Here is an 18647-nt window from a genome sequence, read left to right as displayed (position 1 = left end):
GACAGAACGACATGGCAACCGAGATCCTGATGCCCGCCCTCTCCCCCACGATGGAGGAGGGCACGCTGGCGAAATGGCTGGTCAAGGAAGGCGACACCGTCAAGGCGGGCGACATCCTGGCCGAGATCGAGACCGACAAGGCGACGATGGAGTTCGAGGCCGTCGACGAGGGCGTGATCGGCAAGATCCTCGTCGCCGAAGGCACCGAGGGCGTGAAGGTGAACACGCCCATCGCGGTGCTGGGTGAGGCCGGCGAGGACATGAGCGCCCCGGCGCCTGCCGCAGCCGCCCCCGCCGCCGAGGCCCCGAAGGCGGCCGAGAAGGCCCCCGCCGCCGCGGCCCCCGCGGCCGCCAAGGTCGACCGCAGCCCCGACTGGCCCGCCGGCACCAAGATGAAGACCCAGACCGTGCGCGAAGCGCTGCGCGACGCCATGGCCGAGGAAATGCGCCGCGACCCCACCGTCTTCGTGATGGGCGAGGAGGTCGCCGAATACCAGGGCGCCTACAAGGTGACCCAAGGCCTCCTCGACGAGTTCGGCGCCAAGCGCGTGATCGACACCCCGATCACCGAGCATGGCTTTGCCGGGATCGGCGTCGGCGCGGCCTTCGGGGGCCTCAAGCCCATCGTCGAGTTCATGACCTTCAACTTCGCGATGCAGGCCATCGACCACATCATCAACTCGGCCGCCAAGACGCTCTACATGTCGGGCGGCCAGATGGGTGCCCCGATGGTGTTCCGCGGCCCGAACGGCGCCGCGGCCCGCGTGGCGGCCCAGCACAGCCAGGACTACGCCGCCTGGTACTCCTCGATCCCCGGCCTCAAGGTGGTGCAGCCCTACTCGGCCGCCGACGCCAAGGGCCTGCTGAAAACCGCGATCCGCGACCCGAACCCGGTGATCTTCCTCGAGAACGAGATCCTCTACGGCCGCAGCTTCGAGGTGCCGGACCTGGAGGATTTCACCATCCCCTTCGGCAAGGCGAAGATCTGGCGCGAGGGGTCCGACGTGACGCTCGTCAGCTGGGGCATCGGCATGACCTATGCCCTCGACGCCGCCGAGAAGCTGGCGAAGGAGGGCATCGAGGCTGAGGTGATCGACCTGCGCACGCTGCGCCCCATCGACTACGCCACCGTGATCGAGAGCGTGAAGAAGACCAACCGCTGCGTCACCGTCGAGGAGGGCTTCCCGGTCGCCTCGATGGGCAACCACCTGTCGGCCTACATCATGCAGAACGCCTTCGATTACCTCGACGCGCCGGTCATCAACTGCACGGGCAAGGACGTGCCGATGCCCTACGCCGCCAACCTCGAGAAGCTGGCGCTCACCTCGACCGCCGAGGTGATCGAGGCGGTCAAGTCCGTCACCTACCGCTGAGGAGAACGCGATGCCCACGGAAATCCTGATGCCGGCGCTCTCCCCCACGATGGAGGAGGGCACGCTGGCCAAGTGGCTGGTCAAGGAAGGCGACACCGTCGCGTCCGGCGACATCCTGGCCGAGATCGAGACCGACAAGGCGACGATGGAGTTCGAGGCCGTCGACGAGGGCGTGATCGGCAAGATCCTTGTACAAGAAGGCACCGAGGGCGTGAAGGTGAACGCCCCGATCGCCATCCTGCTGGGCGAGGGCGAAAGCGCCGCCGACATGGGCGCCGCCAAGGCCCCGGCCAAGGCCGAGGCCCCTGCCCCGGCCGCAGCCGCCCCCGCCGCGGCCCCCGCCCCGGCCGCCAGCCCGGCGCCCGCCGCGCCGGCCGCCGCCGACGGCAGCCGCGTCTTCGCGTCGCCGCTGGCGCGGCGCATCGCCAAGGACAAGGGCCTCGATCTCGCGCAGATCGCGGGCTCGGGCCCCCATGGCCGGATCGTGAAGGCCGACGTCGAGGGCGCGACCGCCGCGCCCAAGGCCGCCGCCCCTGCCCCGGCCGCCGCCGCCGCCGCGCCGGCCGCCCCGGCCAAGCCCGCCGCCATGCCCGCGGGCCCGGACGCGGCGCAGGTCATGCGCATGTACGAGGGCCGCGCCTACGAGGAGGTCAAGCTCGACGGGATGCGCAAGACCGTCGCCGCGCGCCTCACCGAGGCCAAGCAGACGATCCCGCATTTCTACCTGCGGCGCGACATCAAGCTGGACGCGCTGATGAAGTTCCGCGCCCAGCTGAACGCCCAGCTCGAAGGGCGCGGCGTCAAGCTGTCGGTGAACGACTTCATCATCAAGGCCTGTGCCAACGCGCTCCAGCAGGTGCCGGCGGCCAATGCCGTCTGGGCCGGCGACCGGATGCTGCGGTTGAAGCCGTCGGACGTGGCCGTGGCCGTGGCCGTCGACGGGGGCCTCTTCACCCCCGTCCTCAAGGACGCGCACGCCAAATCCCTCTCGGCGCTGTCGTCCGAGATGAAGGACCTCGCCACCCGCGCCCGCGACCGCAAGCTGGCGCCGCATGAATATGTCGGCGGCACCTTCGCGATCTCGAACCTCGGCATGTACGGCATCGACAACTTCGACGCCGTCATCAACCCGCCCCACGGCGCGATCCTTGCCGTCGGCGCGGGCGTCAAGAAACCCGTGGTGGGCAAGGACGGCGAGCTGACCGTGGCGACCGTGATGTCGGTCACCCTGTCGGTCGATCACCGGGTCATCGACGGGGCGCTGGGGGCCGAGCTGCTGCAGGCTATCGTTGACAACCTCGAGTCTCCCATGGTCATGCTTGCATGAGCAAGGAATAGCGGCGTCCGGGGGAGGAGTGGCGCCGCGTACAGGACGGGGCCGCGCGGGATGACCGCTGCGGCCTCGTCTTTTTCGGGGCGGCCGGTTGTTTGATCTGCCGCAAGGCCCGTGGCCGGCGGCGGCCTTAACGGGGGGCGACACCCCCTGTTGCAAAGGCCCGACGATGGACTGGAAAGACACGCTCCGCCACACCTCCGCGATCCTCAAGCCGCTGCGCGCCGAGCAGGCGGCCACGGCCCGGGGCTTTCACGAGCTGCACGACGCGGCGCTGGCCGAGGGGGCGCTGACCACCAAGGAAAAGGAGCTGATCGCGCTGGCCATCGCGGTGTCCAAGCAGTGCGTCGACTGCATCGGCTTCCACGTGAAGGCCGCGATCCGCGCCGGGGCCACCCGCGACGAGGTGGCCGAGACGATCAACGTCTGCGTCCTGATGAACGGCGGCCCGGGCTACATGTACGGGGCCAAGGCGATCGAGGCCTACGACCAGCTGGCGTGATTCTTCTACAAGATCAAGGCTGAAGCGCCTTCCAGGTGCCGGGGGGCAGCCCCTCGAGCGTGTGGGGGCCGACCGACCAGCGGATCAGGCGCAGCACGGGCAGGCCGACATGGGCGCACATGCGGCGCACCTGCCGGTTGCGGCCCTCGGTGATGGTCAGTTTCAGCCAGGCCTCGGGGACGTTGAGCCGAAACCGGACCGGCGGGTCGCGCGGCCAGAGCCAGCCGGGGGCCGCCACCTCCTCGACCCTGGCCGGTCTCGTCGGCCCGTCCTTCAGCGTGACGCCGGCCCGCAGCGCATCGAGCGCCCCGGCCGTGGGTGTGCCCTCGACCAGCGCGAAGTAGGTCTTGGGCGTGTGCGATTTCGGATCGGTCAGCCGCGCCTGCAGGATGCCGTCGTTCGTCAGCAACAGGAGCCCCTCGGAATCCCGGTCGAGCCGCCCCGCCGGATACATCCCCGGCATGTCGAGCCACCGCTTCAGCCCCGGCCAGTGGCCGTCATCGGTGAACTGGCTCAGCACGTCCATCGGCTTGTTGAACGCGATCAGCCGCGTCTCGCCCTTGGGCGTCCGGGGCCTTGGGCGGGGGCGGCTCAATGCGCCTCGGCCCAGTTCGCGCCCTGCCCCGCGTCCACCACCAGCGGCACGTCGAGATGCACGGCCGGGTGCGCGGCCCCCTCCATCACCTCCCGCGCGCGGGCGATGAGCGCGTCGGCGGCGCCCTCGTCGACCTCGAAGAGCAGTTCGTCGTGGACCTGCAGCAGCATCCGGGCGGGCAGGCCCGCGATGGCGTCGTCCATGCGGATCATCGCGCGGCGGATGATGTCGGCGGCCGTGCCCTGGATCGGCGCGTTGATCGCCGCGCGGTAGGCGAAGCCCGCGCCGGGGCCACGGGCGTTGATCTCGGGCGTGTGGATCTTGCGCCCGAACAGCGTCTGCACGTAGCCGTTCGCCTTGGCGAAGCCCTTGGTCGCCTCCATGTAGTCCTTGATGCCGGGAAACCGCTCGAAATAGCGATCGATGAAGCCCTGCGCCTCGGCCCGCGGGATGCGCAGGTTGCGCGCGAGGCCGAAGCCGGAAATCCCGTAGATCACGCCGAAGTTGATCGCCTTGGCCTGCCGCCGCACGTCCGGCGTCATCTGGTCGAGCGGCACGCCGAACATCTCCGACGCCGTCGCGGCGTGGATGTCCTGCCCCTCGCGGAAGGCCTGCTTCAGCGCGTCGATCCCCGCGATATGGGCGAGGATGCGCAGCTCGATCTGGGAATAGTCGAGGCTGACCAGCACCTTGCCCGCGTCGGCGACAAAGGCCTCGCGGATGCGGCGGCCTTCCTCGGTCCGCACGGGGATGTTCTGCAGGTTGGGGTCGGTGGACGCGAGCCGCCCGGTGTTCGCGCCCGCGATGACGTAGGAGGTGTGCACCCGCCCCGTGTCGCGGTTGATGTGGCCCTGCAGCGCGTCGGTGTAGGTGGATTTCAGCTTGGACAGCTGCCGCCAGTCGAGCACGCGGGCCGGCAGGTCGTGCTCGGTGGCGAGGTCCTCCAGCACGTCGGCGGGCGTGGAATACTTGCCGGTCTTGCCCTTTTCGCCGCCGGGCAGGCCCAGCTTCTCGAACAGGATCTCGCCCAGCTGCGCGGGCGAGCCCACGTTGAAGGGTTCGCCGGCCAGCTCGTGGATCTCGGCCTCCAGCCCCGCCATCTTCTGCGCGAAGGCGTTGGACATGCGGGACAGCACGTCGCGGTCGACCTTGATGCCGGCCATTTCCATCCGCGCCAGCACCGGCACCAGCGGGCGTTCCAGCGTCTCGTAGACGGTGGTGACACGGGCGCGGTGGAGCTGGGGGCGGAACGCCTGCCAGAGCCGCCAGGTGACGTCGGCATCCTCGGCGGCATAGGTCGCGGCGTCGGCGATCTTGACCCGGTCGAAGGTGACCTGGCTCTTGCCCGAGCCGATCAGCTCCTTGATGGGGATGGGGTTGTGGCCGAGGTAGCGCTCGCTCAGCGCGTCCATGCCGTGCCCGTGGAGCCCTGCGTTCATCGCGTAGGACATCAGCATCGTGTCGTCGATCGGCGCCACGTCGATCCCGTAGCGGGCAAGGATCTTCACGTCGTATTTCGCGTTTTGCAGGATCTTGAGGACCGAGCCGTCTTCCAGCAGCGGCTTCAGCATCGCCAGCGCGTCGTCGAGCGGCATCTGGCCGTCCGCCAGCGCGTCGGAGCCGAACAGCCCCTCGCCCGCCTCGGCCCTGTGGGTCAGGGGAATGTAGCAGGCCACCCCCGGCCCGGTGGCGAGCGAGATGCCCACGAGGTCCGCCGTCATCTCGTCGAGGCCCGTGGTCTCGGTGTCGAGCGCCACCTCGCCACGCGCCATCGCGCGGTCGATCCAGGACCGGAGCGCCGCGGCGTCGCGCACGGTCTCATAGGTGGACCGGTCGATGGGGGGCGCCTTGGGCGCCTCTTCGGCCACGGGATCGGCGCCGCGCGGGTCGGTGTCGGGGATGGCGGGGGCCTCGACGCCCATGCCGTCCGCGATGCGCCTGGTCAGCGTGCGGAACTCCATCTTGCCGAGGAAGGCCAGCAGCGTCTCGGGGTCGGGCTCCCGCACCTCGAGGTCGTCCAGCGTCACGTCGATCGGCGTGTGGGCATCCAGCGTGACCAGCCGCTTCGACAGCCGGATCTGGTCGGCGAAGTCGATCAGGGTCTGGCGGCGCTTGGGCTGGGGCACCTCGTCGGCGCGCGCCAGCAGCGTCTCGAGGTCGCCGAACTCGTTGATCAGGAGCGCGGCCGTCTTGACCCCGATGCCGGGCGCGCCGGGAATGTTGTCGACGCTGTCGCCGGCCAGCGCCTGCACGTCCACCACCTTGTCCGGCGAGACCCCGAACTTGGCCTCGACGCCCTCGCTGTCGATGCGGGTGTTCTTCATCGCGTCGAACATCTCGACGCCGCCGCCCACGAGCTGCATAAGGTCCTTGTCGGACGAGATGATGGTGACGCGGCCGCCGGCCTCGCGCGCCTGCCGCGCCAGCGTGGCGATGATGTCGTCGGCCTCGTAGTTCTCCAGCTCCAGGCAGGCGATGTTGAAGGCGCGGGTCGCCTCGCGGGTCAGCGGGATCTGCGGGCGCAGGTCCTCGGGCATCTCGTCGCGGTTGGCCTTGTAGAGATCGTAGAGATCGTTGCGGAAGGTGTGGCTGCCCTTGTCGAACACCACCGCGGCATGGGTCGGCGCCTCGGGGCCGGTGTTGGCCTCGATCATGCGGTGGATCATGTTGCAGAAGCCAGACACGGCGCCGATGGGCAGGCCGTCGGATTTCCGCGTGAGCGGCGGCAGCGCGTGGTAGGCGCGGAAGATGAAGGCCGAGCCGTCGACGAGATGCAGGTGATGTCCCTTGCCGAATGCCATGCCGTGCCCCTTCCGCTTCCTCATTCGGGTCCGTTCTAGCGCGGGCCGGCGCAGGCCGCGACCCCGGTTTTCAGCCCGGAAGCCCCGCGCGCCACAGCCCGAGGCGGACGGCGTAGGGCGTGGGCGTCCAGGCCCCGGCGGGGATGCCCGCGGCGCGCAGCATGTCGGACACCCAGGTGTTGCAGGTGCGGAACAGGTGGAACCGCCCCGCCGCCGTGACGAACCCGTCCGTCGGGGTGAAGCCCGCGGTCGGGATCGGCGGGCCGTCGGCGGTGGCCGCGATGGCCGACAGGAGCGCGGCATACTGGTCCCGCGACAGGCGCAGGCGCGGCGGGTCGAAGCCGGGCGGGAACTCTCCGATCACCTCGATGCGCAGGACCGAGGCGTCGCCGGTGACGGCGCGCAGCGTGGCGGCGGCGGTGATGTCGGCGAAGGTGCCGGCGGTGGTGTAGAACTCCCGCGCGCCCCAGCCGACCATCAGGTGCCGCACGTCGGGGTGGCCCACCGGCACGCCCGCGCCGGCGGCGAAGCCAAAGGCCGCCCGCGTCTCGTCGGTGGCGGGCAGCAGGAAATCGACATGGATCGGCCCGTAGAGCAGCGCGATCTCGACCGTGTCGCCCGCCGGAAGGTCGGCCGCGCGGCCGGGGATCAGGCCGCCCAGCGCCGCCGCGGCGAGAAAGGCGCCGAGCCCGAGGCCCAGCGCCGTGACCGCGCGCCGGAGGCCCCGGAGGACGGCGCGCAGCATGGTCAGTCGGACGCCTTCACCGTGTCGGCGAAGTCGGCGTGGACGAATTTCTTGTCGCAGTAGCCGCATTCGACCCAGCCGCGGTCCTGCGGGATCGACAGCCAGACGCGCGGATGGCCCAGCGCGCCCTCGCCGCCGTCGCAGGCGACGCGCCAGGCGGTGACGATCTCGGTTTCGGGCGGGGCGATGGGCATGGGTCTGTCCTCGGCTGCGGTCGTCGCTGGGCGATATGGCAGGTTGCAGGCCACCGGGCAAGGGGCGCGGGCGTCGCGGGGGCGGCGGGAAACGCGCGGGTTCCGTGGCGAAAAACTCGAGTCTTTCGCACGGGAAAACTCGAGTTTTCCCGCGGTTACCGGCTCACCCCGCCTTTTGCAGCATCCGGCCCAGCGGCCGCCCCGACAGGATGTGGACGTGGTAATGCGGCACCTCCTGCACCGCCACCTCGCCCGCGTTCGAGATGGTGCGGAACCCCTGCCCGCCCTCGCCCGGCTGGATGCCCAGATCGGCGCAGATGCGCCCGATGCTGCGGGTGAAATCCACGATCTCGGCGTCCGAGGCCGCCAGCGCGAAATGGTCGGCGCACACATAGGGCCCCTTCGGGATCACCAGCACATGGATCGGCGCCTGCGGATAGATGTCCTCGAAGGCCAGGGTGTGCTCGGTTTCCAGCACGGTCCGGTTCGGGATCTCGCCGCGCAGGATCTTGGCGAAGATGTTCTGGGGATCGTAGGCGTAGGGCATCGGGGGCTCCGTCAGTCGGCGAACAGGTAGGGGGTTTCGGCCAGCGCGCGGGCGGTGTCGCGGTCGGCGTCGAAGAAATCGGCCAGCACCTCGGCGTTCTCGCGGGCGTCACGGTCCTGGCGGATGCGCCAGTGGCGCGGGAACTCGGCGTCGCGGATGCGCACGGATTCGTCGGCGAACTCGTGGCGCAGCGTCGGCAGCATCCGCGCGATCACCTCGCCCGGCGTGTCCGAGGTGGCCAGCCCCACCCGGTGCGCGTGGCCGACGAGATACTGGTCGTCGAAGACGCACTGCAGTTCCAGGATGCGCGCGTTGGCCCGGTCGGACATGAAATCCTTCATCAGGGCGATGTTGCCGGGGTCGAGGCAGATCATCAGGCGGTCGGTGCCGTAGTAGTCGAACAGCATCCGCATCAGCGCGCGGCGGTGGCGGTTGCGCTTTTCCAGCGTGCGTTCGAGCCCGCCCAGGTGCGGCACCGGGCAGGTGGCCTCGTCGAACAGGTATTCGACCCCCCGCACGTCGAGCCGGTCCGAGGCGGCATGGAGCAGCCGCTTGGCCACGTGCCATTTCTTGCACACCAGCATGTAGAGCGTGCGGTCGGGCCCCAGCGTGCTTTCGCGTTCCCAGAACCGCGTGCCGTAGCGCTTGCCGATGCGCCCGCGGCCGGTCAGGAACTGGTGCAGCTTCTCGCCTTCCTGGCTGACGGCAAAGCGGGTGCGGTCGGATTCCCACAGCGCGCCCAGCCGGTCCTTGAGCAAGGTCGCCTCGGGGCTGATCTTGCGCGCGAACAGGTAGTCCTGGCTCAGCAGCAGGTCGTACTGGTCGTTGTAGAAGGTGACCGGCATCCCGTAATCGCTGAACATCTTGAAGGTCAGCGTGCGGCTTTCGATCTCGCGCTCGGGCACGAGGTGGCGGACCAGCGTCTGGAAGAAGGTCTCGTCGGGGATCCAGGTGGTGGAAAAGAAGCGCACCACGTCGCGCCGCTGGCGGCAGAACTCCAGCACCTTCTCGATGGTGCGCCGGCGCAGGCACCACCACTGGCTGCCGATCTGCACCTCGATGTCGTCGGGGATGGCGCGTTTCAGGCCCAGCGCCTTCTGCAACTCGTAGCTGCGGTAGAACAGCCATTTCTGCGTGCGCTCGTTGAACCAGTGCCGGTAGATCAGCCGCTCCTCCTTGAAGCCGGTCTTGATCCAGTCCGAGGTGAAGAAGTCGAAGCTCTCGATGTAGTCGCGGTCGTGCGCGTCGAGGAAGGCATGGGCGTAGGCCGCCGATTTCACCGACATGCAGTCGCCCGACAGCATGTAGAAATGGGTGGCGTCGGCGAACCGCTCCTCGGCGACCTCGAGCGCGTTCAGCGTGGCGCGCACGAGGCTCCAGGCGCCCCAGCCGCATTTCACCCGCTTGCGCGCGAAGGCGACGGCGGGGTTGTCGGCCAGCGCCTCGGTCAGCATGGCGTAGTCCGCCGCCTTGGACCGGGCGTCGAAGTGGATCGAGACGCAGTCGCCCGTCGCCGTCAGGCGCTGCGCCTGGCGGATGATCGCGGGGACATCCTTATGGCAGAGCAGGATGAAGGCTATCTTCGCCATGCCGGAAACAGCTCGCCTCAATCTTTCCTTTTTGTTCCCATACCAATACCTAACGCAGATTGAAGACGCACGTCTTGTTTGCTCTTTATGGCGACGACGCCGGCGGGGCCGGGCACACGACAACGGAACGAGGCGAGGGCATGGGGTTTCCCGGAACCTGGATGACGGAAAGCGAAAGCGTGGTCTACCGCGTGGTGCCGAAATGCGCCTGCTCGACCATCGGGCAGATCATGTACTACTCCGACCACGGCACCTACTACGACGGTGACATCCACGATGCGACGTCGGGGTTGCACAAGTGGTCGATCGAGGCCAGCCAGCCCCTGATCGAGGGCAACGTGAAGGCGCACAAGTCCTTCACCTTCACCTGCGTGCGCAACCCCTACACCCGCATCCTGTCGTCGTTTTTCGACAAGATCTGCGGCATCCAGCGCAACGGCAAGCGCTACCGGGGCAACCTGGTGCCGCTCCTGATCCAGAAGTACGGGATCGAGGTAGGCGGCGAGGATGGCAAGGGCGAGTTCGACCAGATCGCGTCGTTCCGGCGCTTTTTGCTGTTCGCCCGCGACACCATCCGCTGGCGCCGCCCGATGGAGCCCGACATCCACTGGTCCGCCATGGCGGGCCACATCTCGACGCTGATCGCCAACGGCGGCCGCTACGACCGCATCTTCTGGACCGAGAAGTTCGACGAGGGCATGCAGCAGGTGCTGGACGCGATCGACACGCGGCAGCCCGTCGACCTCAAGGCGGTGCCGCGCTTCAACGAGAGCGAAGGGCACGGGCCGAAGCGCGAACACCCCGTCGAGGCCTATTTCGACGACCTCGCCATGCACCTCGTCTACGAGATCTACCACCGCGATTTCGAGCTGTTCAAATACGACTTCGAGAACCCCGGCAACAAGATGCCGGTGGGCGAGATCGACCTCGACGAGATCCACGCCAAGCTGGGCGACTGACCGGCCGGGCGTTGCCGCAAGGACGCAATCGCGGCCCGGGCGCGGGTTCGGCGCACGCCGGTGTTGATTCGAAGCGCTTTCGGTGCCTAGCCTGACGCTGTTTCGCGTGGTTGTTCCCGTCCGGAGGGTGACATGGCCTTTGCACTGTCCCGTGTCCTGCCGACCTGTACCGCCCTGGCCGTCGCCGCCACCCTGGCGCTGGCCGGTCCCGCCGCCGCCCAGGCGCCCGCGCTCGAGAGCCAGCGGCAGGCGGTCTTTGCCCAGCTTCTGGCCGCCCCCGCCGACCGCGCCCTGATGCTGCAATACGCCCGGCTGTCGGTGCAGCTGCGCGACTTCGAGGCCGCGGCGGCGACGCTGGAACGCTTCGTCGACCTCGAGCCGCGCAACGTCGGCGCGCGGATCGAGCTGGCCATCGCCTATTTCGCCCTCGGGGCCTACGACGTGGCCGCCTACCACCTCGCCGCCGCCGAGGCGTCGGGCGCGCTGACGCCCGAGCAGGCGGCGCAGGTCGCCCGCTACCGCGACGAGACCGCCGAGCGCGACGCGCCGCAGCAGCTGCAGGGCTTCGTGGCGCTGGGGCGCGGCTGGACGCGGGAGGCCGACCTGCAGGGCGGCTTCGGCAGCGCCGCGCTGGAATGGCGGATCGACCTCGGCGACCGTCACGCGACCCAGTGGGTGACCGCGCTCAGCTACGCCGCCTACCTGCCGGGCGAGCAGACCTTTTCCCAGCGCGAGGTGACGCGGCTGCGCAGCGGCCCCGAGTTCCGGCTGGCCGGGGATGCCTACGGGCCGCGGCTGCAGCCCTACGTGGAACTGACCTGGCTGCGCGAGGATTCGGTGTTCTTCACCGACGGCTACGACAGCGTCGCCATCGGCCTGGCCTACCAGAACCCGATCGACGCCCGCTGGACGGTCTATGCCGACCTGCAGGCGGGCGAGGCCGATCCGGTCAATTCCTTCTCCCAGGGGTTCCGCTTCCACGACGCGCGGCTGGGGGCCGGCTACCGGCCCTCGCGCGACACGCGGATCCGCGCCACGCTGGGCTGGCGGCAGGAGGATTTCGACTTCGGCCTGGTCGAGACCACCCACAGCCTGCGGATCGAGGCGCAGCACAGCTTCGACATCGGCGGCGGCGCGCTGCGGGGCGCCCTGCCCCGGAACTGGGAGGTGGGCGCCTTCGTGCAGCGCGCCGTGGTCGAGGAGGATTTCGGCTTCTTCACCTCCGAGACCACCGACACGCTCTATGGCGGGGCCTTGCGGGCCTATGTGACCGAGGCGGTGTTCCTCGACCTCCGCGGCGGCCGGATGGAGCGCGATTTCGGCTTCGGCTTCGTGCAGACCGAGACCTTCTACGGGGTCCAGATCGGATGGGAGTTCTGAGATGCCGCGCCTCCTGCCCCTGCTGTGCCTGACCGCCCTGCTCGCCGCCCCCGCGGCGGCCCAGCAGATCGGCACCGTCGCCTCGTCCGAACCCACGCTCCGCGGCACGCCGCCCGGCGCCGCCACGCGCACCCTCGCCATCGGCACGGGGCTGGTGCAGGACGAGACCGTGGCCAGCTCCGCCAGCGGGCGGGGCCAACTCCTATTCCTCGACCAGAGCACCCTGACGCTGGCGCCGAACACCACCATCGTGCTCGACCGCTTCGTGTTCGACCCGGCCACCGGCGCGGGCGAGATGGGCCTGCGTCTGACCGAGGGCGCGTTGCGCTTCATCGGCGGCACCCTGTCGCGCGGGCAGGAGGCGACGATCACCACCCCCACCGCCTCGATCGGCATCCGCGGCTCCACCACGCTGGTCCTGCACCGCGGGTCCGAGACCTACGCGATCTTCATCGCCGGCGACCGGCTCTGCATCACCGTGGGCGGCACCCGCAGCTGCACCAGCCGCCAGGGCGGGGTGCTGGGGCCGGGCGGCTACATGGGCTCGGTGTCGGGGGCGTTCCTCGCCGATCTGCTGCGGCTCCTCGACGGGCTGCCGCCGCTCGGGCCCGGGTCCGGGCCGGGCACCGGGATCGGCGGGCCGAACCCGTCGGACCGCGGGCCGGTGTCGCCCGAGGGCGAAGAATTCGACCCCGCGCTGTTCGACGACGACGCCTTCGTCAACTTCCTGATGGAGGTGCTGGGCGGTGGCAGCGGGGGCGAAGGCGGCTGACGACGGCAGCGGCGACGCCGGTGTCAGCGCTTGGCCAGCGCCTGTTCCGCCCCGTCCCAGTCGGGCGGCGGCGGCTGGCGCAGGAAGCCCGCGATCCGGTCGAGGTAGAGCTGCGCCAGGCGCGGCGTGTCGCAGAACCCCACCCGTAGCTGCGCGAGATCGGTGAACCGGTCCTCGGCGGTGGTCCAGTTCCGCGCGAGATAGGCCGCGCGCGCCACCTCCAGCGTGGCGGCGAAGCTCTCCAGCCCCTCGGTCGCGGCGGGCAGCACCAGGTGCACGGGCGCGGCCCGCGACAGGCCCTTGGCCGCGATCCGGTCGAGCTGCACCGCCCGCAGGTCCGGCGGCAGCGCCGCGATGGTGGCGTCGCCGACGCAGTTCGGCACCCCGTAGATCCGCGTCAGCCCCTCGAGCCGGGCGGCCAGCGTCACGCTGTCGCCGATGGCGGTGTAGCTGAGCCGGTCGCGCGACCCCATCAGCCCGACCGAGGCTGGCCCGGTGTTCACCCCGATCCCCAGCGCGACCGGCGGCAGCCCCTGCGCGGCCAGCGCCGCGTTGGCCCGCGCCGCCGCCGCCTCCAGCCCGGCGATGGCGCCCAGCCCCGCCGCGGCGTGGTCGGCCCGTGCGATAGGCGCGTTCCAGAACGCCATCACCGCGTCGCCCATGAACTTGTCGATGGTGGCGCCATGGGCGACCAGCGCCTCGGCAAGCGCCGACAGCCAGGTGTTGACCAGCGCCACCACCCGGTCGGGCGGCATCCCCTCGGTCACGGTGGAAAAGCCGCGCATGTCGGCGAACAGGATGGTCAGCTCGCGCTCGGCCCCGCCGGGGGTCAGGGCGGCCTCGGGGTCGGCCTCGATCCGGCCGATCAGGGTGGGCGGCAGGAAATAGGCGAAGCGGTCGCGGATCGCCCGGCGCGCGCGTTCCTTGGCGAACAGGCCCAGCGTGGTGCCCGGCAGGTAGACCGTCAGCACCGTCAGCACCGGCAGGATCGGGTCGAACAAAAGCCCCGCCCGGTCGAAGGCGACGAGCCCGCCCAGCACTGCGCCCCCCGCCAGCGCCAGCGCGGCGACCAACCCCCGGAGCGGCCGGTCCTGCCACTGCAGCACCGTCAGCACGAGGCCCGCCACCAGCACCAGCAGCACCTCGAGCCCGGGCATCCAGTCGGGGCGGGACAGGAACTGGCCGGACAGGATCTGCTCGAGGATCTCGGCATGGAGGACGACGCCCGCCACCTGCCCGTCGAGCGGCGTGGTGCGGATGTCGAACAGCCCCTCGGCCGAGGAGCCCACCAGCACGATCCGCCCCGCGATCCGGTCGGCCAGCCGCGCGTCGATGCCGTCCGCAGCCAGCACCTCGCCCACCGGGGTGACGCGGGCCGCCTGTTGCCCGGCGAAGTGGATGCGGAACTGGGCGTCGGCCTCGACCGGGAACTCGACCGCGCCGATGCGCATGCCCACGGCGCTGGCCACCCCGCCCGAGACCTCGCCCGAGGCCTCGGAGGTGCGCAGGACATGCCCGCCCGCGCCCTGCGCCACCCGCAACAGCTCGGCCGAGAAGGCGGGCATCAGGACGCCGCCGATGTCGGTGACCATCGGCACCCGGCGCGAGACCCCGTCGACGGTGCGCCCGAGCGAGATGGTGCCCAGCCCCGCCGCCGCGGCGGTCAGCTCGGGCAGGTTGCCGACCGCGGCGGGGAAGCGCGTGATCCGGTCGGGAACCCGCCCGGTCACCGCCACGCCCGCGCGGGCCACGGGGGCCTCGCCCTCGGCGGCGCCCGCAAGCCCCAGCACGACCGGCCGCCCCGCCAGCGCCGCGGCGAAGCGCGCGTCGTGCGGCGGCAGGCCGAGGTCGGGCAGCGCCGGCGGGATGCCCTCGGCAAAGCGGCTCCAGCTTTCAACGATGCGCTCGGGCGAGGTGCGGTCGGGCTCGGCGAACAGGACGTCGTAGCCGACCGCCGCCGCGCCGTGGTCGACCAGCCGGTCGGTCAGCGCCGCGAGGTAGGAGCGCGGCCAGGGCCATTGCCCGTAAAGGTCGAGCGCGGCCTCGTCGATGTCGATGATGTGCACCGGCACCGAGGGGTCGTAGGGGCGCGGGCTGGCGCGCTGGTAGCCGTCGAACACCAGGTCGCGGACCCGGTCGAGCACCGGCGGCGCGGCCCAGGCCAGGAGCAGCATCAGTGCCGTCATCCCCAGCCCGAGCAGGAGCAGCGCCCGGCGCATCCCGGCCCCGGCCCGGCCCGGCGCCCGCGGCTCAGATCGACGGGACATGGGTGGCCTCCCCCTGCGGTCGCTGCGCGCGAGGATGGGCGAAACCCCGGGTCTTGGCAAACCCTAGCGGCACGCGCGCGCTCACCCCTTGGGCTGCGCGGGCCGGGCGCCGGCCGCCGGGGCGACCGGGCGGGCGCGCGCGGCGCGGTCCATCGGCACGCTGTCGGCCACCTTGCGCGCCAGCTCCCGGCCGAACAGCGCCACGATCGCGTTGTGCAGGGCCGGCGCGCGGCGCATCCGGGCCTGCAGGGCCGCGGTGTCGATGCGCAGCACCGTGCCCCCCTCGGGCAGCGTCACGTCGGCCGAGGACGGATGCCCGGTCAGGAAGGCGATCTCGCCCACGAAGGCCGGCCCCGCGATGGGAAAGCCCGCGCCGCCCTTGCGGATCTCGATCCGGTCGGAGAACACCAGCATCAGGTGCTCGACCGGCCGCCCCTCCCAGGCGAGCTGCACCCCCGCCTCCTCGGTGCGGCGGGTCATCAGCGGGCGGAGCCGGCGGAACTGGCCGGGGCTGAGCGTGGGGAAATGGGCGAACAGCGCCCGGTCGTCGGGGCCCATGCGCCAGGTGGTGCGCTCGGAGAGGATCAGGGCGATCAGCGCGAGGTTGATCGACACCAGCCCGAGGTTCGCCAGCACCGACTGCAGGATCGGCTCGGGCCGGAAGCCGTAGAAGGCCGCGTCGCAGGCGATGCCGCCGGCGACGAGCAGGCGCAGGAGGAGCTCGTCCCGGACCAGGAACCCGCCGATCTTCAGGACCAGCCCGACGATCAGGATACCGTTCAGGAGAAGCGCTTCATCCATGGCCGGTGCCTTTCCCTTGCCGGCGCCGCCGCCGGTCCGGCGTCGCCCCTGACGGTGTCGCGGCGGGCGGCCGCGGCGGCGATCCTTGCAAGGATCGCCCGGTCCCTTGCAAGGGACCGCGCCAAGTCCTTGCAAGGACTTGGCCAGACCCTTGCAAGGGTCTGGCCCCGCTCAGAGCCCCGCCTCGGCGAAGACCTCGGACAGCGGGCGTTTGGGCCGGGGCCCGACGTGGCGGATCACCTCGGCCGCCGCGGCCACGCCCATGCGGCCCGCGGTCTGCAGGTCGCGGCCGGTCGCCATGCCGTAGAGGAAGCCCGCCGCGAACTGGTCGCCCGCGCCCGTCGCGTCCACCGGCGTGATCCGCGTCACCGGCACCTCGACCCGCTCGGCCCCGCGGATGATCTTCACCGGCTCGCCCGAATGGGTGCAGACGACCACGTCGCAGATGGTCGCCGCCTGCGCCAGCGCCGCGTCGAGGTCGGCGGTCTGGTAGAGCGCCAGCCACTCCTCGTGGTTGCCGATCACGTAGTCCATCTGCCCCTCGATCAGGCGCAGGAAATCGCCCCGGTGCCGGTCGACGCAGAACGGGTCGCTCAGCGTGATGCCGACCTTGCCGCCGCCCGCGCGGCAATGCTCCGCCGCGGCGGTAAAGGCCGATTTCCCCTCGGGCTTGTCGTAGAGATACCCCTCGAGGAACAGCCAGCGCGCGTTGCCCGCGACCTCGGCATCCACGTCGCCCGCGTCGAAATCGGCGCCCGCGCCGAGATAGGTGTTCATCGACCGCTCGCCGTCGGGCGAGACGAAGATCATCGACCGCGAGGTCGGCGCCGGCGCGTCCTTGACCGGCGGGTTCGGAAAGGCGATCCCCTGGTCGGTCATGCCGGCGGCATAGAACCGCCCCAGCGCGTCGTCGCGGACCTTGCCGAGAAAGGCCGTCTTCAGGCCCAGCGTCCCCGCCCCCGCGATGGTGTTGGCGACCGAGCCCCCGGGCGTCTGCACCCGGTCGCGCATCGCGGCATAGAGCAGCTCCGCGCGCTCGCGGTCCACCAGCTGCATGATCCCCTTCTCGATCCCCATGTTGTCGAGAAAGCTGTCGTCGCCATGGCTGATGACGTCGACGATGGCATTGCCGATCCCGACAAGGTCGTAGGTCTGGGTCATTCGGTCTTTTCCTCGTAAGAACACAGGTCTCGGATCAGGCAGGCGCCGCATTTCGGCTTGCGCGCCACGCAGATGTAGCGCCCGTGCAGGATCAGCCAGTGATGGGCGTGGAGCTGGAACTCGGCCGGGACATGGTCCTCGATGGCGCGTTCCACGGCGTCGACGTCGCGGCCCGGCGCGATCCCGGCGCGGTTGCCGACGCGGAAGATGTGGGTGTCGACGGCCTGCGCGGGGAACCGCCACCACATGTTCAGGACCACGTTCGCCGTCTTGCGCCCCACCCCGGGCAGCGACTGCAGCGCCGCGCGGCTCGACGGCACCTCGCCGCCGTACTGCTCGACGAGGATGCGGCTCAGCTTGATGACGTTCTTGGCCTTGTTGCGGAACAGCCCGATGGTCTTGATGTGCTCGATCAGGCCCTCCTCGCCCAGCGCCAGCATCTTCTCGGGCGTGTCGGCGATCTCGAACAGCGCCTTCGTCGCCTTGTTCACGCCCACGTCCGTCGCCTGTGCCGACAGGGCGACGGCGACGACCAGCGTGAAGGCGTTGGTGTGGTGCAATTCGCCCTTCGGCTCCGGCTCGGCGGCCTGGAACCGCGCGAAGATCTCGCGCATCACGGGATAGGGCAGCTGCTTGGCCATGGGGTTCTTTTGGCCGCTCGCGCCCGGCCCGGCAAGGGCGTTTTGGCGCAAGTTCCGGGTCGCGGGCGGGGGCCGGCGCGCGCTAGGGTCGCGCCATGACCGAGGACACCCGCTACCATTACCACGTCATCCGCCGCGCGATCGACTTGATCGACGCCGCCGAGGAACCGCTCAGCCTCGAGGCGCTCGCCGCCCGGATGCAGATGAGCCCCGCACATTTCCAGCGCGTCTTCTCGCGCTGGGTGGGCGTCAGCCCGAAACGCTACCAGCAGTACCTCGCGCTCGGCCACGCCCGCGCGCTCCTGCGCGACCGCTTCACAACGCTCGAGACCGCGCAGGCCGTGGGCCTGTCCGGGGCCGGGCGGCTGCACGACCTGTTCCTGACCTGGGAGGCGATGGCGCCGGGCGAGTTCGCGATGGGCGGCGCGGGCCTCACGATCCGCTGGGCCGGGGTCGACAGCCCCTTCGGCCCGGCGATCGTGATGGCGACCGACCGCGGCATCTGCGGGCTGGGCTTCACCGCCGAGACCGGCGAGGAGGCCGCGCTGGCCGACCTCATGTCGCGCTGGCCCGGCGCCGCTTTCGTCGAGGACGCCGCCGCCATCGCCCCGCTGGCCGCCGCGGCCTTCGGGGCGGGCGCAGGCGCGGGCGCGGGCGCGGCGCAGCTGCACCTGATCGGCGCGCCGTTCCAGATCAAGGTCTGGGAGGCGCTGCTCGCCATCCCCACCGGCCACGTCACCACCTATTCCGAGATCGCCCGCGCGATCGGCAGCCCGCGGGCCGCCCGCGCCGTCGGCACGGCGGTGGGGCGCAACCCGGTCAGCTGGCTCATCCCCTGCCACCGCGCGCTGCGCCGGTCGGGGGGGCTGGGCGGCTACCACTGGGGCCTGCCGGTCAAGCGCGCCATGCTCGCCTGGGAGGCGGCGACCACCGAACCGGCCGCCCGCGCGTGATGCGCGGGTTTCCGCCTTGGCGCGATTTCCCCCT

At 70.8% G+C, this 18647-nt stretch carries 17 protein-coding genes; 7 read left to right on the top strand and 10 right to left on the bottom strand.

Annotated elements, in window-relative coordinates; translation table 11 throughout:
• Positions 1-11: 11 nt before the first annotated feature.
• The 3 genes from HCU73_RS17295 to HCU73_RS17285 all read left to right on the top strand — a co-directional run bounded on the left by HCU73_RS17295 (position 12) and on the right by HCU73_RS17285 (position 3208).
• Positions 12-1373: a pyruvate dehydrogenase complex E1 component subunit beta gene (locus tag HCU73_RS17295; protein WP_168624741.1), complete on the top strand. Its 1362-nt coding sequence runs from the start codon at positions 12-14 to the stop codon at positions 1371-1373.
• Between the two features lie 10 nt (positions 1374-1383).
• Positions 1384-2700 carry a pyruvate dehydrogenase complex dihydrolipoamide acetyltransferase gene (locus HCU73_RS17290; RefSeq protein ID WP_168624740.1) on the top strand — a complete coding sequence of 439 codons (1317 nt, stop codon included), beginning with the start codon at positions 1384-1386 and terminating at the stop codon, positions 2698-2700.
• Between the two features lie 175 nt (positions 2701-2875).
• Positions 2876-3208 carry a carboxymuconolactone decarboxylase family protein gene (locus HCU73_RS17285; RefSeq protein ID WP_168624739.1) on the top strand — a complete coding sequence of 111 codons (333 nt, stop codon included), beginning with the start codon at positions 2876-2878 and terminating at the stop codon, positions 3206-3208.
• A gap of 13 nt (positions 3209-3221) precedes the next feature.
• Here HCU73_RS17285 and HCU73_RS17280 read toward each other — a convergent pair whose 3' ends face one another.
• The 6 genes from HCU73_RS17280 to HCU73_RS17255 form a co-directional block, all read right to left on the bottom strand.
• Positions 3222-3803 carry a pseudouridine synthase gene (locus HCU73_RS17280; RefSeq protein ID WP_275403043.1) on the bottom strand — a complete coding sequence of 194 codons (582 nt, stop codon included), beginning with the start codon at positions 3801-3803 and terminating at the stop codon, positions 3222-3224.
• Positions 3800-6604: a DNA polymerase I gene (gene polA / locus HCU73_RS17275; protein WP_168624738.1), complete on the bottom strand. Its 2805-nt coding sequence runs from the start codon at positions 6602-6604 to the stop codon at positions 3800-3802. Before polA ends, HCU73_RS17280 begins: the two co-directional genes overlap by 4 nt.
• A gap of 70 nt (positions 6605-6674) precedes the next feature.
• On the bottom strand, positions 6675-7349 hold the full coding sequence (locus HCU73_RS17270) for a DUF2459 domain-containing protein (protein WP_168624737.1): 675 nt from the start codon (positions 7347-7349) through the stop codon (positions 6675-6677).
• 2 nt (positions 7350-7351) lie between these two features.
• Positions 7352-7543, bottom strand: a complete 192-nt coding sequence (locus HCU73_RS17265; protein ID WP_168624736.1) for a zinc-finger domain-containing protein — start codon at positions 7541-7543, stop codon at positions 7352-7354.
• Between the two features lie 163 nt (positions 7544-7706).
• Positions 7707-8090, bottom strand: a complete 384-nt coding sequence (locus HCU73_RS17260; RefSeq protein WP_168624735.1) for an HIT domain-containing protein — start codon at positions 8088-8090, stop codon at positions 7707-7709.
• Positions 8091-8101: 11 nt separating this feature from the next.
• The gene (locus tag HCU73_RS17255; protein WP_168624734.1) at positions 8102-9679 is read right to left on the bottom strand and encodes a DUF5928 domain-containing protein; all 1578 of its coding nucleotides are present in this window, start codon (positions 9677-9679) and stop codon (positions 8102-8104) included.
• 140 nt (positions 9680-9819) lie between these two features.
• Here HCU73_RS17255 and HCU73_RS17250 point away from each other — a divergent pair, with 140 nt between their 5' ends.
• The 3 genes from HCU73_RS17250 to HCU73_RS17240 all read left to right on the top strand — a co-directional run bounded on the left by HCU73_RS17250 (position 9820) and on the right by HCU73_RS17240 (position 12790).
• The gene (locus tag HCU73_RS17250) at positions 9820-10638 is read left to right on the top strand and encodes a sulfotransferase family protein (protein ID WP_168624733.1); all 819 of its coding nucleotides are present in this window, start codon (positions 9820-9822) and stop codon (positions 10636-10638) included.
• 132 nt (positions 10639-10770) lie between these two features.
• Positions 10771-12018: a tetratricopeptide repeat protein gene (locus tag HCU73_RS17245; protein WP_168624732.1), complete on the top strand. Its 1248-nt coding sequence runs from the start codon at positions 10771-10773 to the stop codon at positions 12016-12018.
• 1 nt (position 12019) lies between these two features.
• Positions 12020-12790, top strand: coding sequence for a FecR family protein (locus HCU73_RS17240; RefSeq protein WP_168624731.1), 771 nt, complete (start codon positions 12020-12022; stop codon positions 12788-12790).
• A 23-nt stretch (positions 12791-12813) separates the two neighbouring features.
• On the opposite strand, the gene HCU73_RS17235 is transcribed toward HCU73_RS17240, so the two are convergent.
• The 4 genes from HCU73_RS17235 to nth form a co-directional block, all read right to left on the bottom strand.
• Positions 12814-15057 carry a CHASE2 domain-containing protein gene (locus tag HCU73_RS17235; RefSeq protein ID WP_168624730.1) on the bottom strand — a complete coding sequence of 748 codons (2244 nt, stop codon included), beginning with the start codon at positions 15055-15057 and terminating at the stop codon, positions 12814-12816.
• Positions 15058-15138: 81 nt separating this feature from the next.
• Positions 15139-15858, bottom strand: coding sequence for a Crp/Fnr family transcriptional regulator (locus HCU73_RS17230; RefSeq protein ID WP_168624729.1), 720 nt, complete (start codon positions 15856-15858; stop codon positions 15139-15141).
• Positions 15859-16029: 171 nt separating this feature from the next.
• Positions 16030-17019: an adenosine kinase gene (locus tag HCU73_RS17225; RefSeq protein ID WP_168624728.1), complete on the bottom strand. Its 990-nt coding sequence runs from the start codon at positions 17017-17019 to the stop codon at positions 16030-16032.
• Entirely contained in the window at positions 17016-17660 is a 645-nt protein-coding gene (nth, locus tag HCU73_RS17220) for an endonuclease III (RefSeq protein WP_168624727.1), read from the bottom strand. The genes HCU73_RS17225 and nth overlap by 4 nt, the downstream gene beginning before the upstream one ends.
• A 95-nt stretch (positions 17661-17755) precedes the next feature.
• On the opposite strand from nth, the gene HCU73_RS17215 reads away from it, so the two are divergent.
• Positions 17756-18613 carry a methylated-DNA--[protein]-cysteine S-methyltransferase gene (locus tag HCU73_RS17215; protein WP_168624726.1) on the top strand — a complete coding sequence of 286 codons (858 nt, stop codon included), beginning with the start codon at positions 17756-17758 and terminating at the stop codon, positions 18611-18613.
• Positions 18614-18647: the final 34 nt, after the last annotated feature.

Source organism: Roseicyclus persicicus (assembly GCF_012395815.1).
In the GTDB taxonomy this organism is placed as follows: Bacteria; Pseudomonadota; Alphaproteobacteria; order Rhodobacterales; family Rhodobacteraceae; genus Roseicyclus; species Roseicyclus persicicus.
The sequence above is the reverse complement of the archived record's forward strand: the minus strand, read 5'-3'. Positions and strand labels throughout refer to the sequence as shown.